Raw genomic sequence first — 15,245 nt, forward strand, 5'->3', positions numbered from 1 at the left:
CCGGCGCGGGGTCCGGCCTCGTTTGCGGGAAGAATCCGGTCAGGCCGCTTCCGGCCGCCTGACCATCTCGCCTTATTGAAAAACACATAGTGTAATGGTAAGATTAAACGTAAAGTAATTCGGGCTTTGTATACGTATGATCCTGTCCTTTGGATGAAAGGGCGGTTTTTAGTGGTAAATCACGACATTACTGAAACAGCAATCAGAAGGAGTTTGAATAATTTGACTATAACGTTTCAAGATTTCCAATTAAGTTCTGATCTCATGAAATCAATCAATCGTATGGGATTTGAAGAAGCAACACCGATCCAGGCACAAACGATTCCGCTCGGACTTTTAAATAAAGATGTCATCGGACAAGCGCAAACAGGTACAGGTAAAACAGCTGCGTTCGGTATACCCCTTGTTGAAAAAATGAACCCCGAGTCTCCTAATATTCAAGCAATCGTAATCGCGCCAACCCGTGAATTAGCCATTCAAGTATCTGAAGAGTTATATAAAATCGGACAAGATAAGCGTGCGAAAGTGCTGCCTATTTACGGCGGTCAGGATATCGGACGTCAGATCCGCGCATTGAAGAAAAACCCGCATATCATCGTAGGTACGCCGGGGCGTCTTCTTGACCATATCAACCGCCGCACGATCCGTTTAAACAACGTGAACACGGTTGTCATGGATGAGGCTGATGAAATGCTGAATATGGGATTCATTGATGACATTGAATCCATTCTCTCAAACGTGCCGAGCGACCACCAAACGCTCTTATTCTCAGCAACAATGCCTGCGCCGATCAAACGGATCGCAGAGCGTTTCATGACTGAGCCGGAACACGTAAAAGTAAAAGCGAAAGAAATGACTGTGTCCAACATTCAGCAGTTCTACTTGGAAGTGCAGGAGCGCAAAAAATTCGATACGCTGACTCGTCTTCTTGACATTCAGTCTCCGGAACTTGCGATCGTATTCGGACGTACGAAACGCCGTGTCGATGAGCTTGCTGAAGCCCTGAACCTTCGCGGATATGCAGCTGAAGGAATTCACGGCGACTTAACGCAGGCGAAACGTATGGTTGCGCTTCGTAAATTTAAAGAAGGTGCGATCGAAGTGCTTGTAGCGACTGACGTTGCCGCCCGCGGACTTGATATCTCAGGCGTTACCCACGTTTACAACTTTGACGTGCCTCAAGATCCTGAAAGCTACGTTCACCGTATCGGAAGAACGGGCCGTGCAGGAAAAACGGGTATGGCGATGACGTTTATCACACCGCGTGAGAAAAGCATGCTTCGCGCGATTGAACAAACGACAAAACGCAAAATGGACCGCATGAAAGAGCCGACGCTTGACGAAGCATTAGAAGGACAGCAGCAGGTGACGGTTGACCGTCTGCGCACGGCGATCAGCGAAAACAACCTGAACTTCTACATGACGGCAGCTGCGGAATTGTTAGAAGATCATGATGCAGTGACAGTTGTGGCTGCAGCCATTAAAATGGCGACAAAAGAGCCGGACAGCACGCCTGTACGCCTCACTGATGAAGCGCCGATGGTCAGCAAACGCTATAAAAACCAGCGTACTTCTAAGCGCAGAGACGGCCAAGGCGGCGGCTACCGCGGCGGCAAAGGGAAAAACAACAACCGTTCTTCCTACGATAAAAAACGCTCAAGCGACCGCCGTTCTTCAGGTGACAGACGCCAGAAAAAATCATACTAAAACACAGGAAGCGGACCCTTTTACGGGGTCCGCTTTTTTTTGATATGCCGGAAAGTGAATCTTTTTTGCAAATCAGCCGTATTTGTATGTATGATAAAAAATGGGAGGTAGGTATGTTGAGAGCACAGCCAAAAAATCGAATCAGTCCAAGCGGCTTAAAAGTCTGGCGTCTTCAGGAAATCATCCTGTCCGCCTTCTGTCTTCTGGCCGTTATAGCAGCAGCTGTTTTAAGCCATTTCTTCCATTGGCCGTATTGGATCACCGGAGTCCTCGGCATCATTTGGGTCATCGGTTCAGTGATATCCGTCTATGCCATACCGAAAATCAGGCACAGGATCTGGCGCTATGAAGTCCATGAAAATGAAATTGATATTCAATCCGGCATTTTTATTGTCAAACGGGTCATTGTGCCGATGGTGAGGGTGCAGCACGTAGATACTTCACAAGGCCCGCTCCTCAGAAGGTACCGTCTGGCCTCAGTCAAAATCTCCACGGCGGCAACCGTTCATTCCATTCCGGCGCTTGATATGGAGGAAGCTGACCGGCTGAGGGATTCCATTTCCCGTCTGGCAAGGGTGACGGAAGATGATGTCTGAGCCGAAACGTCTGCACCCGGCGGCCGTGATTTTGAACTTATTCCATATTATTATCGAAACCATTAAAAACATTATTCTGCCATTTTTTCTCGTCTATATTGTAAACTCCAACCACTTCATCCGCTTTTACGGAGGCATTGCGCTCGCCGTCCTGCTTATCTGGCTGATTACGGCTAGTGTGATCGAGTGGAGAAAATTCACATACCGGATTGAGGACGGAGAATTCAGAATTGAAGAAGGCTTGTTTTTTACGAAAAAGAGATACATCTCCATTGACCGGATTCAATCAATGAATACGAGTGCCGGCATCATTCAGCAGCTTTTTAAGCTTGTTAAGCTTCAAATCGAAACGGCCGGCGACGGGAAAAACGCCGAGGCCGTCTTATCCGCCATTACTGTGGAAGAGGCGGAACGGATCAGAGCGGCTGTTTTTCAGCAAAAAGCGGAACAAGAAGAACGAGGGGAGACCGCAGCGGAGCAGGAGCCGATGCGCGGGGAAGATGTGCAATCCGTTTACCGATTGTCTGTAGGTGAGCTGCTTATGGCCGCCTCAACATCCGGGGGAATCGGTGTCATCATCTCAGCGGTATTCGCCCTCTTTTCTCAGATTGATGAAGTACTTCCGATGGACTGGCTCTATGACAGGTTTTCTTTTCTCAAGCATGCGAGCATCGGTATATACGCCGTGATCATTTTCATAGGATTGTTCATCGCCTGGCTGTTAAGCATCGCCGGTATGATGATCAAGCATGCCAACTTTAAAATAGAAAAAAAGGAACACGAATTGGTCATTACCAGAGGAATTATTGAAAAACATCAAGTGACAATCCCGCTCCGTAAAATCCAAGCCATTAAAATGAAAGAAAATGTGATCAGGCAATTATTAGGATACGCGACGGTGGCGATTGTCAGCGCAGGCAGTGCGGGGAATGAGAAAGAAGGAGCACAGACGATTCTGTTTCCGATCATCCGCAAATCAAAGCTCGGAGTGATGCTGAACGGTTTCACACCGGATTACGTGCTGGAAGAAAACCGGAATCATTTGCCGAAAAGGGCGCTGCGCCGGTATTTATTCCGATCCATAATCTTCTCGGTTTTCGTGATCATCCCGCTTTGTATTCTGTTTAAGCCGTGGGGATATGCATCGCTCCTTGTGCTTCCCGTCGAACTGGTGCTTGGATATGCCTCGTTTAGGACAGCGTCATGGTGCATAAACGGCGGCAGGCTTCAGATTACCACGAGGCTGGTCGGGAAGACGACCACGATTATGCTGAGAAGAAGAATGCAGATGTTTGAAGTCAGCCGCTCCTTTCTGCAAAAAAGAAGGCGGCTCGCATCTGTGGCTACCGCAGTGAAATCAGCTCACCACATGGAGCATGTCATGCTGAAGGATGTCAGCGAGGAAGATGCCGAACGCATCGGGCGCTGGTATTCATATGAAAAAGCGGACGGTTAATACCGCCGCTTTTTTTGCTGCACGCATAAAAAGGAAAGCAAAAATCCGCCTGCCAGTCCGAACAAATGCGCCATAATGTTAATATTAGAGTTGATAAACGTCGACAGCACCGCGATGATAAGCAGGGTCATAATCATTTTCGACTGATCCCGGCCGATCAGCTCCTTGCGGAAAACAGTCAAAAACACATACACGCCGAAAAGTCCGAAGATCGCGCCGGATGCGCCGACATGCACATAATCAAGCGGTTCGGCAAGATACGTGCCGATATTGCCGATGATGCCCGATGCGATGTACACAATCAGAAAACGGACTTTTCCGAGCATCTGCTCAAGCGGGGGCGCGAATAAAAAGAGAGACATGGAGTTAAACAAAAGGTGAGTGAAATTCGCGTGTAAAAACATCGGTGTCACCAGCCGCCACCATTCTCCCGAGGAAACGCCGTAATTATAGCCGGTCACAGCATCTGACCACATCATGACGGAATGAAGCGGCATACTGAAAAACAGCCACAAGAACGCCTGCAGCGCCAAGATACAGCTGACGGCCGGATAACGTCTGATAAAAGTCTGGAAATTTTCCGTTCGTATAAACATCGCAAGCCCCTTTGCATCTGATTTGTTACATATATAGTAACACGTTTATGACATAAACCGTTTTTTAGTACGGACTTTTAGGAGGAATTCACATGATTTTCGGAATCGGAATCGACATCGTTGAACTGCACAGAATTGAAAACATGCTCAGCCGGCAGGCGAGATTTCCGCAAAGAATATTGACGGAGGCTGAATACGCCCGTTTTACATTGCTGTCGGACAAAAGGAAAATTGAATTTCTCGCGGGAAGATTTGCGGCAAAAGAAGCCTTTTCGAAAGCATACGGCACAGGTATCGGCAAAGAGCTCAGCTTTCAGGATATTGAAACCGGAAACGACAAAGCGGGAAAGCCTGTGCTGGCCTGCGCCAAGCTTGACGGCGCGGCGGTTCACGTCTCCATTACCCATACAAAAGAATACGCCGCGGCACAGGTCGTGATTGAAAGGTTGTCACGCTAGTCTGCATATTAGCCGGAACCCCTTCATATATTTGATAGTGCATTAAGGGAGACAAGTTGTTTGAGGCTTTTATGGTACGCGTCCGTCCGTTCAGGGCGTACCGTTAAAGTCAAACAAGCGATTTCTTCCCTTTACATCAATTGAGAAGAAGGGGTTGAAAAAAGGTGAGAAAAAGCTTTGTTTTGCTTTTAACGGGACTGCTTGCCGTCCTTATTCTTTCGGCCTGCGGCCAAAAATCACAGGAAGATATCGTGAACGGTTTAGATAAGAAGGCGAAAGAATACACCTCGTACAAAGCGAAAGCCAAAATGACCATTGAAACGGGGAGTGATCCGCAAGTATACAATGTGGAAATCTGGCATAAAAAGCCTTCCCTGTACCGGGTCTATTTGGAAAATCCGAAAAAAGACCAAAACCAAGTCATTTTACGGAACGCCAACGGAGTCTTTGTCCTCACGCCGTCGTTAAATAAGAGCTTCAGATTCCAAAGCGACTGGCCGAATAACAGCAGCCAAGTATATTTGTTTGAGTCACTTGTAAAGGACGTGCAGCATGACAAAGACGCCGTCTATTCCGCCAAAGATAAAAAGTACACGTTTGAAACAAAAACAAACTATCAGCACAACAAAATGCTGCCGACTCAGGAAATCACTTTCAACAAAAAGGACATGAGCCCGTCGCTCGTCAAAGTCATGGATACAGACCGGAAAGTGATGGTAAAAGTCGAATTCAAAAGCTTTGAATTCAACAAGCCGTTCGATAAAGACTCTTTTGACGAGAAGAAAAATATGACGCTTTCTCAGATGGACGTCGCCACAAGCGCCAAGCCGTCTGATTCATTTGCGGTCAAAACACCGCTTCAAGTGCCGGCCGGCGTCAAAAAGCTTGAAGAGAAAGATATTTCAACGGCGGACGGCAAACGGATCGTCATGACTTACGGCGGAGAAAAATCATTCACCCTTATTCAAGAAAAAGCCCATATCGCAAAAGCCGCCTCTGCCGTCACGCTGAAAGGCGAACCGGTTAATCTCGGCTTCACGGTTGCGGCATTATCTGATACGTCTTTAACGTGGACATATGACGGAGTGGATTATCTTCTGTCATCACAGGATCTTACAAAAGATGAAATGGTGGCCGCCGCCAAAAGCATGCAGGGACAGTCGTCAAAATAACGTCAAAAAAGAGGCCGCTGCTGTCGGTCTCTTTTTTGATTCCATTTCACTTTGCAGAATAATTTTAGTATGATAATAACAATATGAATTGAAAATAATGCTAGGAAGTGTATCGAATGACCACAGCATCCTTTTACAGAGAAACGTGGGCGGAAATCAATCTGTCCGCGATTAAAGAAAATGTCACGCATATGAAAAAACACATCGGGCAAAACGTCCATCTCATGGCGGTTGTAAAGGCGAACGCTTACGGCCACGGAGATTTGGAAGTTGGGAAAGCCGCGCTTGAAGCGGGTGCCTCTTGTCTTGCCGTAGCCATACTGGATGAAGCGATTTCATTGAGAAAGCGGGGCATTACAGCGCCGATTCTCGTGCTTGGCGCCGTGCCGCCCGAATATGTACAAGCAGCTGCCGAGTATGACGTAACACTCACGGGGTATTCTGTTGAATGGCTTCAGGAAGCTGCGCGCCACCTCGGAAGTGCGACAGTGCCGTTTCATCTGAAAGTCGACACCGGCATGAACAGACTCGGAGTCAAAACGGAGGAAGAAATCCAAAGCGTGTTAAAAATCCTCAGCCAAAATCCCGGTTTAGTCTGTAAAGGCGTATTCACCCACTTTGCTACCGCGGATGAGAAAAACAGAGATTATTTCCTCTTCCAGTTTGACCGCTTTAAAACATTGATCGCTCCGCTTCCTTTAAAAGAATTGATGGTGCACTGCGCGAACAGCGCTGCCGGACTTCGTCTTAAAAAGGGCTTCTTTAACGCGGTTCGTTTCGGCATCAGTATGTACGGGCTTCGTCCTTCTGCTGACATCCAAAGCGAAATTCCGTTTCAATTAAAGCCGGCTTTTGCGCTGCACTCTGTTTTATCCCATGTGAAAAAGATCCGCAAAGGGGAAAGCGTCAGCTACGGCGCAACATATACGGCAGAGAAGGATCAATGGATCGGAACGGTTCCCATCGGCTATGCAGACGGGTGGCTCCGCAAGCTGAGCGGCACGTCTGTGCTGATCGGCGGCAAACGGATGAATATCGCGGGAAGAATCTGCATGGATCAATTGATGGTCGAATTAGATCAATCTTATCCGCCGGGCACCAAAGTCACCCTGATCGGCAGCCAGAAGGAAGAAACGATCACGATGGATGAAATCGCCGGGCGGCTTGGGACAATTAATTACGAGGTCCCTTGTACCATTAGTTCCCGCGTTCCCCGTATGTTTTTGGAAAATGAGAGTATAATGGAAGTAAGAAATCCTTTACTGCAAGATAATACAAGCAAGTAGCCGTCATCCGGAAAAAGAGAATTTATAAAACAGCTTTGCTTGACGTTTGAATAATGGTATCATTATGTCTGGATGGATGAATTGGTCGTATCCGTAAGTTTGGTGGAGGTGTATGTTTTTTGTCTGAATCCAGCGCAAGAACCGAAATGAAAATCAGCTTGCCCGAAAACTTAGTAGCTGAATTGGATGGTGTAGCGATGCGGGAGAAACGAAGCAGAAACGAACTGATATCACAAGCAGTGAGAGCGTATGTCAGCGAACGGACAACTCGCCATAACCGTGATTTGATGAGACGCGGGTATATGGAAATGGCGAAAATCAACTTGAATATCTCTTCTGAGGCTCACTATGCTGAGTGCGAAGCAGAAACGACCGTTGAGCGCTTAGTCAGCGGAGGATAATCATTTTGATTGTAAAGCGCGGCGATGTTTATTTTGCTGATTTATCTCCTGTTGTTGGCTCAGAGCAAGGCGGCGTACGCCCGGTTTTAGTGATCCAGAATGATATCGGAAATCGCTTTAGCCCGACTGCTATTGTTGCAGCCATAACAGCCCAAATACAGAAAGCGAAATTACCAACCCACGTCGAAATTGATGCAAAACGCTACGGTTTTGAAAGAGATTCCGTTATTTTGCTGGAGCAAATTCGGACGATTGACAAGCAAAGATTAACGGATAAAATAACTCATCTGGATGATGAAATGATGGATAAGGTTGATGAAGCCTTGCAAATCAGTTTGGCACTCATTGATTTTTAGTCATATTTTGGTTGCTCATAAAGAGCAACTTTTTTTGTTTTCGAAAAACATAAGCGCTATAATAAAGAGATAATCAAACAAACTTTGTTGTTTTGTGTCGGGAGGTCAGTGAAACCCATGTCGAATCAGAAAGTGTATCAGTTTATCATTGATCAGCATGATGAACTGCTTGATACTTGGACAGCCAAACTAAAAGAAGTAGGCAATCAGGAAGACTATCAGCTTACGAATCACATATGTGAAAATATTTGTAAAGACTATATAGACATTCTTTTATTATCGACTAAAAATGACGAGGCTGCGGAAGAGCAGATCAGCGACCTCGCACTGCGCGCCGTTCAGCTCGGCCTGTCACTGAAACTTCTTTCAGCCACCCTGTCAGAGTTTTGGAAGCTGCTTTACGAAACGATGGTCGACCTTAATATGGCCGATCAGGACAGAGCGGAATTGATATTGGAGATAGACAGCTTTTTCAGTCCGATCAACACGGAAATCTTAAATCAGTATTCTATCTCATGGGAAAAAACGGTTACTTTGCAAAAAATCGCGCTTCAGGAACTGTCCGCTCCGCTGATCCCGGTATTTGAGCATGTAACGGTCATGCCGCTTGTCGGGACGATTGATACGGAGCGTGCAAAGCACATTATGGAAAATCTGTTAAACGGCGTCGTGAAGCACCGTTCACAGGTTGTATTAATTGATATTACCGGCGTGCCGGTCGTTGATACGATGGTGGCGCACCATATTATTCAGGCATCAGAAGCGGTGCGGCTTGTCGGCGCGAAATGCCTGCTCGTCGGAATCCGTCCGGAAATCGCGCAGACGATCGTTAATCTGGGAATTGATTTGTCGCAGGTTATTACGAAGAATACCCTTCAAAAAGGAATTCAAACAGCGCTTGAAATGACAAATCGAAAAATCGTTTCATTGGGGGAATAACATTGTGAGACATCCAAAAATCCCGATCCTGAAACTGTATAACTGCTTATTGGTATCCATCCAATGGGAACTTGACGACCAGACAGCTTTGCATTTTCAAGAAGATCTGCTGAACAAAATCTATGAAACCGGCGCAAACGGAGTCGTCATTGACCTGACATCCGTTGACATGATCGATTCATTTATCGCGAAAGTGCTCGGCGATGTCATCACCATGTCTAAATTGATGGGCGCAAAGGTCGTATTGACGGGAATTCAGCCGGCTGTGGCGGTCACATTGATTGAACTCGGAATCTCACTTGAGGAAATTGAAACGGCGCTCGATTTAGAGCAAGGGCTTGAGACATTGAAGCGGGAATTGGGGGAATAGCGATGAACGACCAATCCTGTGTGAAAATCATGACAGAATGGGATATCGTAGCCGCCAGACAGCTTGGCCGCAACGTTGCGAAGGAATTAGGCTTCGGCACGGTGGACCAGGCCAGAATCACGACGGCTATCTCAGAATTGGCCAGAAACATTTACTTATATGCAGGCAAGGGCCAGGTCAGCATAGAACAAGTAAACGACAGAGGGAAAAAAGGCCTTAAAATTATAGCAGAAGACAAAGGACCCGGAATCCCCGACATCCGTAAAGTGATGGAAGACGGCTTTTCAACGTCAGGCGGACTGGGAGCGGGACTTCCGGGCGTCAAAAGGCTGATGGACGAATTCAGCCTGCAATCTGTTGCAGAGGAAGGAACAGAGATTCAAGCCGTAAAATGGCTTCGGTAGGAGGTTAGAACGTGGATTTCAGGGAGGTTATAGAGCAGCGGTATCATCAGCTGCTTAGCCGATATATAGCCGAATTAACAGAAACATCTTTATATCAAGCCCAAAAATTCAGCCGAAAAACGATTGAACATCAGGTTCCTCCGGAGGAGATCATCAGCATCCACCGAAAAGTGGTAAAGGAACTGTATCCGGATCTGCCGGAAGATGTTTTTCATTCGCTGGATTTTTTAATAGAAGTCATGATTGGCTACGGGATGGCTTATCAGGAACACCAAAGTCTGCGAGATATCCAGCAGGAGCTTCGTTCAGAAATTGAAATTGCCGCAAATGTTCAGCAGACGCTGCTGGGCACAAAAATTCCTGAAGAAGAAGAGCTGGATATCGGGGCGATCAGCGTCCCCGCCAAGCAAATGAGCGGGGACTATTATCACTTTGTCAAAGACAAGGAATCGATTAACATCGCGATAGCCGATGTCATCGGAAAAGGAATACCCGCCGCATTGTGCATGTCGATGATCAAGTATGCCATGGACTCTCTTCCGGAGATCGGCATTCACCCCTCCCAAGTGCTGAAAAATCTTAACCGCGTTGTAGAACAGAACGTGGACTCAAGCATGTTTATCACCATGTTTTACGCAAACTACAATACGGAAAATCACCAATTTACATATGCTTCTGCGGGGCATGAACCGGGCTTCTACTACTCTGAAAAAGAAAAAAAGTTTTATGATCTGGAGGCAAAAGGATTGGTGCTGGGAATATCCCAGGATTTTGATTACAGCCAATATGAACAGCACATGGACGAAGGAGACATGATCGTTCTTTTTTCTGACGGCGTCACCGAATGCCGCACCGAAAACGGTTTCTTAGAACGCAGCGACATTCAGCGCATGCTGGAAGAACATATGGACTGCTCCGCGCAGGATATGGTCAAAAATATTTACGACAGCCTGCTGAGACTTCAGGACTTTCAGCTTCATGACGATTTTACGTTAATTGTTTTGAAAAGAAAGGTTTAAAAAAACAGCAGCACGGGTAAAAAGCCATTAGCACGAGTAAGGATAACTTTCAGAGGTGATACGATGAATTTAACGGTAGATATGAAGGAGAATCTTTCAGATATACAAATCAATATCGCTGGAGAAATCGATGTATACTCAGCTCCGGTGGTTCGTGAAAAGCTGATGCCCCTGGCAAACGAGGGGAAGGACATGAGAATCTGCTTAAAAGATGTAAATTATATGGACAGTACGGGTTTAGGCGTTTTTGTAGGCGTGTTTAAAACGGTGAGCAAGGAAGGCGGCTCTCTGAAGCTTGAGAATCTTTCCGACCGGCTCGTCCGTCTGTTTGAAATTACGGGGCTTAAGGACATCATCGACATTTCGGCAAAGTCAGAAGGTGGCGTGCAATGAGTACATCAGTTGATTATATAGAGATGAAAATTCCGGCCGAACCGGAATATGTAGGAATCGTCAGGCTTACGTTATCAGGAGTCGCCAGCAGAATGGGCTATACCTATGATGACATTGAAGATTTGAAAATCGCTGTCAGCGAAGCTTGTACAAACGCTGTCCAGCATGCATACAAAGATGAAAATAAGGGAGAAGTATCCGTGCGGTTCGGTGTGTTTGAGGATCGGCTGGAGGTCATTGTCGCCGATCAGGGAGACAGCTTTGATTTTGATCAGAAGCAGCAGGATCTCGGGCCGTACACACCTTCGCACACAGTCGATCAATTGTCAGAAGGAGGGCTCGGTCTGTATTTAATGGAAACGCTCATGGATGAAGTCAAAGTTCAAAGCAACTCTGGCGTAACCGTGGCGATGACAAAGTATTTAAATGGGGAGCGAGTTGATCATGGCACAACCATCAAAAACTACGAAACTAACTAAAGATGAAGTTGATCGGCTCATACGCGACTTTCAAACACATGATAATAAAGAAGCCCAGGAAACACTCGTCGAGGTGTATACCAATCTCGTCGAAATGCTGGCAAAGAAATATTCAAAAGGAAAAAGCTTTCACGAAGATCTCCGCCAGGTCGGGATGATCGGACTTCTCGGAGCCATTAAACGGTATGATCCCGAGGTCGGCAAATCCTTTGAAGCATTTGCGATTCCGACCATCATCGGCGAGATCAAACGCTTCCTCAGAGATAAAACATGGAGCGTACACGTCCCGAGACGGATTAAAGAACTCGGGCCGCGCATTAAAATGGCGGTGGATCAGCTGACGACAGAGACGCAGCGGTCGCCGAAAGTCGAAGAAATCGCAGCCTTTCTCGATGTGTCAGAAGAGGAAGTGCTTGAAACGATGGAGATGGGAAAAAGCTATCAGGCGCTTTCTGTCGATCACAGCATCGAAGCGGATGCGGACGGAAGCACCGTCACAATTTTAGATATCGTCGGGTCGCAGGAGGAAGGATACGAACGCGTCAACCAGCAGATGATGATCAAAAGCGTGCTTCATGTGCTGTCCGACCGCGAAAAACAGATTATCGATCTAACATTTGTGCAAAATAAAAGCCAAAAAGAAACAGGGGACATTCTCGGAATATCTCAAATGCACGTCTCGCGCCTGCAGCGGAAAGCGGTGAAAAAACTGAGAGAGGCCTTGATTGGAGATCCCTCCATGGAGCTAATGTAATGATTCAGGTTGAAGAAAATGAACATGTTCAAACTCTTGTATACCAATTAAATAAAGAAGGCAAGTCCATATGCGGCGACAGCTTTTTTATGAAGGCGAATGAAGAAGAATTAGTTTGCGCGGTAGCGGACGGTCTCGGCAGCGGATCTCTTGCCAACGAATCCTCGTCAGCCATTAAAGACATCGTGGAAACGTATGCGGATGAGGATGTGGAAAGCATCATTGAGCGCTGCAATCAAGCGATGAAAAACAAAAGAGGGGCGACTGCCTCCATCTTAAAAATCAATTTCATCAAAAGGGAATTGACATACTGCTCGATCGGCAACGTCCGTTTCTTCCTGCACTCCCCATCAGGCGAAGTCTTTCATCCGCTGCCGATTTCGGGTTACCTCTCAGGCAAACCGCAAAGATACAAAACGTATACGTCATCATACGAAAAAGGGGCGACATTCATCATCTACACGGATGGGCTTGAGGTTCCGCATATCCGCACCTGCTTAAAGCAGGGACACTCAATAGAAGAAATATCAAAATCACTTCATCCGTACACAACATCCAGACGTGATGATTTGACCTATATTCTCGGGCAGCTTTTATCGTAAGGCTGCTTTTTTTATGTTCCGCCGTTTTTTGATACACTAGAGAAAGAAAGAAGAGATGGAGGCTTTTGTGATATGGAAACGTTAGCCCTTTTGAAAAAACAAATTGCTGAAGAAACAGCGTTATCCCAAAAACATGTCGAAAGTGTCATCCGCCTGCTGGAAGACGGCAATACCGTCCCGTTTATTGCGCGGTACCGAAAAGAGCAGACCGGCTCAATGGACGAGGTGCAGATTCAGGCAATCTCCGAGCGGTGGCAATACATACAAAACCTGACGCAGCGGAAAGAAGAAGTCATCAGATTGATCTCCGAGCAGGACAAGCTGACGGAAGGGCTGAAGCAAAAAATCGAGCAAGCGGTCAAGCTTCAGGAAGTCGAGGATTTATACCGTCCCTTCAAACAAAAACGGAAAACAAAAGCCACCGTCGCCAAAAGCAAAGGCCTTGAACCGCTTGCGGACTATATTCTTTCTCTCCCGAAAGAAAACCGCCTTCACGACGTCGCTGATCAATATATCAGTGCAGAAAAAGAAGTCGCTTCAAGAGAGGAAGCTATTGAAGGCGCGAAGCACATCATAGCCGAACAAATCTCGGATGATCCTCATTTCAGAAAGTGGATCCGCCAGGAAACGTATAAAAAAGGAATTCTCACTTCCGCGGCAGGCAAGTCAGCCGCAGATGACGAGAAAAACGTCTATGAAATGTACTACGAGTACGAAGAGCCGATCCAAAAGGTCGTTCCTCACAGAGTGCTTGCGATGAACCGCGGTGAAAAAGAAGGCATTTTAAAGATTGCGATCGAACCGCCCGCCGATCAGATAAAAGCTTATTTAGAAAAGCAAATCATCAAACACCGTGAAACACCTGTGAAAGAAACGCTTAAAGAAGCCATTGAGGACAGTTATAAACGTCTGATCCAGCCGGCTATTGAACGCGATATCCGCAAAGAGCTGTCAGAAAAAGCAGACGCGCAGGCGATCCATATTTTCGCTGAAAACCTGCGTAAACTCCTGCTGCAGCCGCCGATGAAGGGAAAAGTCGTGCTCGGCGTCGATCCGGCCTTCCGTACGGGGTGCAAACTGGCAGTTGTTGATGAGACGGGAAAAGTGCTGAAAATCGACGTCATTTACCCGCACGCTCCCGTAAAAAAGACAGCGGAAGCCCGGAAAAAAATCAAAGAATTGCTGGATCGGTACGAAGTCGAGGTTGTGGCGATCGGAAACGGCACGGCATCACGGGAGACAGAGCAATTCGTCGTTGATGTGCTGAAAGAAACAGAGCGTGACATTTATTATGTCATCGTCAATGAGGCCGGAGCAAGCGTGTATTCCGCGTCAGAAATCGCCCGTGAGGAATTTCCGGATTTTCAGGTCGAAGAGCGCAGCGCCGTCTCCATCGCGCGGAGGTTGCAGGACCCGCTGGCCGAGCTTGTAAAAATTGATCCTAAATCCGTCGGCGTCGGGCAATACCAGCACGATGTCAGCCAAAAGCAATTAAACGAATCTCTCCGTTTTGTCGTAGAGACCGTCGTCAACCAAGTCGGGGTGAATGTCAATACAGCTTCAGCCGCGCTGCTCCAATATGTAGCCGGGTTATCCAAAACCGTTGCCGGCAATATCGTTAAAAAAAGGGAAGAGCTCGGAAAATTTACAAATCGCAAAGAACTGAAAGAAATCCCGCGTCTCGGCGCAAAAACATATGAACAATGCATCGGCTTTTTGAGAGTACCCGGAGGACGAGAGCCGCTCGACCGCACCGGGATACACCCGGAAAGCTATAAAGAGACAAAGGCGCTGCTCAAAAAACTGCAGCTCACTGCGGATCAGATCGGAAGCGCGGACGTAAAAGAGAAAATAAGCGCATTGCCGCTGTCTGAAACGGCTGAAGAGCTCGGTATAGGGGAAATTACGCTTGCGGATATTTGCGGGCAGCTGACAAGGCCGGAGCGCGATCCTCGTGACGAAGTGCCGAAGCCTTTGCTGAAAAAAGACGTTCTGCAGCTTGAGGATTTAAAGGAAGGAATGGAATTGCAGGGCACTGTCCGCAACGTTGTGGACTTCGGCGCTTTCGTCGATATCGGCGTCAAGCAGGACGGGCTTGTGCACATTTCAAAACTGAGCAATCAATTCGTCAAACATCCTCTCGACGTCGTATCGGTCGGAGACATCGTCACCGTATGGGTCGAAGGGGTGGACGTGCAAAAAGGCAGAGTGTCGCTGTCTATGGTAAAATAAAAGCACTGCTTACGGGGACTGCCCC

The 15,245-nt window shown here is 47.1% G+C and carries 18 protein-coding genes; 17 read left to right on the plus strand and 1 reads right to left on the minus strand.

Annotated features, from left to right (window positions below; all coding sequences use genetic code 11):
• The first annotated feature begins 222 nt into the window (after positions 1 to 222).
• From cshA to NYE68_RS02870, 3 genes are all read left to right on the plus strand, one after another.
• Entirely contained in the window at positions 223 to 1,707 is a 1,485-nt protein-coding gene (cshA, locus tag NYE68_RS02860; protein WP_014416963.1) for an ATP-dependent RNA helicase CshA, read from the plus strand.
• Between the two features lie 116 nt (positions 1,708 to 1,823).
• Positions 1,824 to 2,303 carry a PH domain-containing protein gene (locus NYE68_RS02865; protein WP_003156195.1) on the plus strand — a complete coding sequence of 160 codons (480 nt, stop codon included), beginning with the start codon at positions 1,824 to 1,826 and terminating at the stop codon, positions 2,301 to 2,303.
• Positions 2,293 to 3,759 carry a PH domain-containing protein gene (locus NYE68_RS02870; RefSeq protein WP_041482103.1) on the plus strand — a complete coding sequence of 489 codons (1,467 nt, stop codon included), beginning with the start codon at positions 2,293 to 2,295 and terminating at the stop codon, positions 3,757 to 3,759. The genes NYE68_RS02865 and NYE68_RS02870 overlap by 11 nt, the downstream gene beginning before the upstream one ends.
• On the opposite strand, the gene NYE68_RS02875 is transcribed toward NYE68_RS02870, so the two are convergent.
• The gene (locus NYE68_RS02875; protein WP_003156193.1) at positions 3,756 to 4,355 is read right to left on the minus strand and encodes a rhomboid family intramembrane serine protease; all 600 of its coding nucleotides are present in this window, start codon (positions 4,353 to 4,355) and stop codon (positions 3,756 to 3,758) included. The genes NYE68_RS02870 and NYE68_RS02875 overlap by 4 nt on opposite strands.
• Before the next feature lie 92 nt (positions 4,356 to 4,447).
• Between NYE68_RS02875 and acpS the strand changes: the two genes are divergently transcribed.
• The 14 genes from acpS (at position 4,448) to NYE68_RS02945 (ending at position 15,220) form a co-directional block, all read left to right on the plus strand.
• The gene (gene acpS, locus NYE68_RS02880) at positions 4,448 to 4,813 is read left to right on the plus strand and encodes a holo-ACP synthase (RefSeq protein ID WP_007410229.1); all 366 of its coding nucleotides are present in this window, start codon (positions 4,448 to 4,450) and stop codon (positions 4,811 to 4,813) included.
• Positions 4,814 to 4,977: 164 nt separating this feature from the next.
• Positions 4,978 to 5,985, plus strand: coding sequence for an outer membrane lipoprotein carrier protein LolA (locus NYE68_RS02885; protein WP_007410230.1), 1,008 nt, complete (start codon positions 4,978 to 4,980; stop codon positions 5,983 to 5,985).
• A 116-nt stretch (positions 5,986 to 6,101) separates the two neighbouring features.
• Positions 6,102 to 7,271, plus strand: coding sequence for an alanine racemase (alr, locus tag NYE68_RS02890; protein ID WP_064115842.1), 1,170 nt, complete (start codon positions 6,102 to 6,104; stop codon positions 7,269 to 7,271).
• Between the two features lie 119 nt (positions 7,272 to 7,390).
• Positions 7,391 to 7,672 (plus strand): type II toxin-antitoxin system antitoxin EndoAI, encoded by a 282-nt coding sequence (endB, locus tag NYE68_RS02895; protein ID WP_003156188.1) that lies wholly within the window; start codon positions 7,391 to 7,393, stop codon positions 7,670 to 7,672.
• A 5-nt stretch (positions 7,673 to 7,677) separates the two neighbouring features.
• Positions 7,678 to 8,028: a type II toxin-antitoxin system endoribonuclease NdoA gene (gene ndoA / locus NYE68_RS02900; protein ID WP_003156187.1), complete on the plus strand. Its 351-nt coding sequence runs from the start codon at positions 7,678 to 7,680 to the stop codon at positions 8,026 to 8,028.
• A 117-nt stretch (positions 8,029 to 8,145) separates the two neighbouring features.
• On the plus strand, positions 8,146 to 8,967 hold the full coding sequence (locus tag NYE68_RS02905) for an STAS domain-containing protein (protein WP_033575045.1): 822 nt from the start codon (positions 8,146 to 8,148) through the stop codon (positions 8,965 to 8,967).
• A gap of 4 nt (positions 8,968 to 8,971) precedes the next feature.
• Positions 8,972 to 9,337 (plus strand): RsbT antagonist protein RsbS, encoded by a 366-nt coding sequence (rsbS, locus tag NYE68_RS02910; protein ID WP_003156180.1) that lies wholly within the window; start codon positions 8,972 to 8,974, stop codon positions 9,335 to 9,337.
• A gap of 2 nt (positions 9,338 to 9,339) precedes the next feature.
• On the plus strand, positions 9,340 to 9,741 hold the full coding sequence (locus tag NYE68_RS02915) for an anti-sigma regulatory factor (protein WP_003156178.1): 402 nt from the start codon (positions 9,340 to 9,342) through the stop codon (positions 9,739 to 9,741).
• 11 nt (positions 9,742 to 9,752) lie between these two features.
• Positions 9,753 to 10,760 (plus strand): PP2C family protein-serine/threonine phosphatase, encoded by a 1,008-nt coding sequence (locus tag NYE68_RS02920; protein WP_015416875.1) that lies wholly within the window; start codon positions 9,753 to 9,755, stop codon positions 10,758 to 10,760.
• Between the two features lie 63 nt (positions 10,761 to 10,823).
• Complete coding sequence (gene rsbV / locus NYE68_RS02925) at positions 10,824 to 11,153, plus strand: anti-sigma factor antagonist RsbV (protein ID WP_003156176.1); 330 nt, start codon at positions 10,824 to 10,826, stop codon at positions 11,151 to 11,153.
• Entirely contained in the window at positions 11,150 to 11,632 is a 483-nt protein-coding gene (rsbW, locus tag NYE68_RS02930) for an anti-sigma B factor RsbW (protein WP_003156173.1), read from the plus strand. Before rsbV ends, rsbW begins: the two co-directional genes overlap by 4 nt.
• Positions 11,598 to 12,386: an RNA polymerase sigma factor SigB gene (sigB, locus tag NYE68_RS02935; protein WP_003156171.1), complete on the plus strand. Its 789-nt coding sequence runs from the start codon at positions 11,598 to 11,600 to the stop codon at positions 12,384 to 12,386. Before rsbW ends, sigB begins: the two co-directional genes overlap by 35 nt.
• Entirely contained in the window at positions 12,386 to 12,988 is a 603-nt protein-coding gene (locus NYE68_RS02940) for a PP2C family serine/threonine-protein phosphatase (RefSeq protein ID WP_003156170.1), read from the plus strand. Before sigB ends, NYE68_RS02940 begins: the two co-directional genes overlap by 1 nt.
• A 72-nt stretch (positions 12,989 to 13,060) precedes the next feature.
• The gene (locus tag NYE68_RS02945; RefSeq protein WP_324636115.1) at positions 13,061 to 15,220 is read left to right on the plus strand and encodes a Tex family protein; all 2,160 of its coding nucleotides are present in this window, start codon (positions 13,061 to 13,063) and stop codon (positions 15,218 to 15,220) included.
• Positions 15,221 to 15,245 lie beyond the last annotated feature (25 nt).

It is taken from the genome of Bacillus sp. FSL R5-0447 (assembly GCF_038606125.1).
Lineage (GTDB): Bacteria > Bacillota > Bacilli > Bacillales > Bacillaceae > Bacillus > Bacillus velezensis.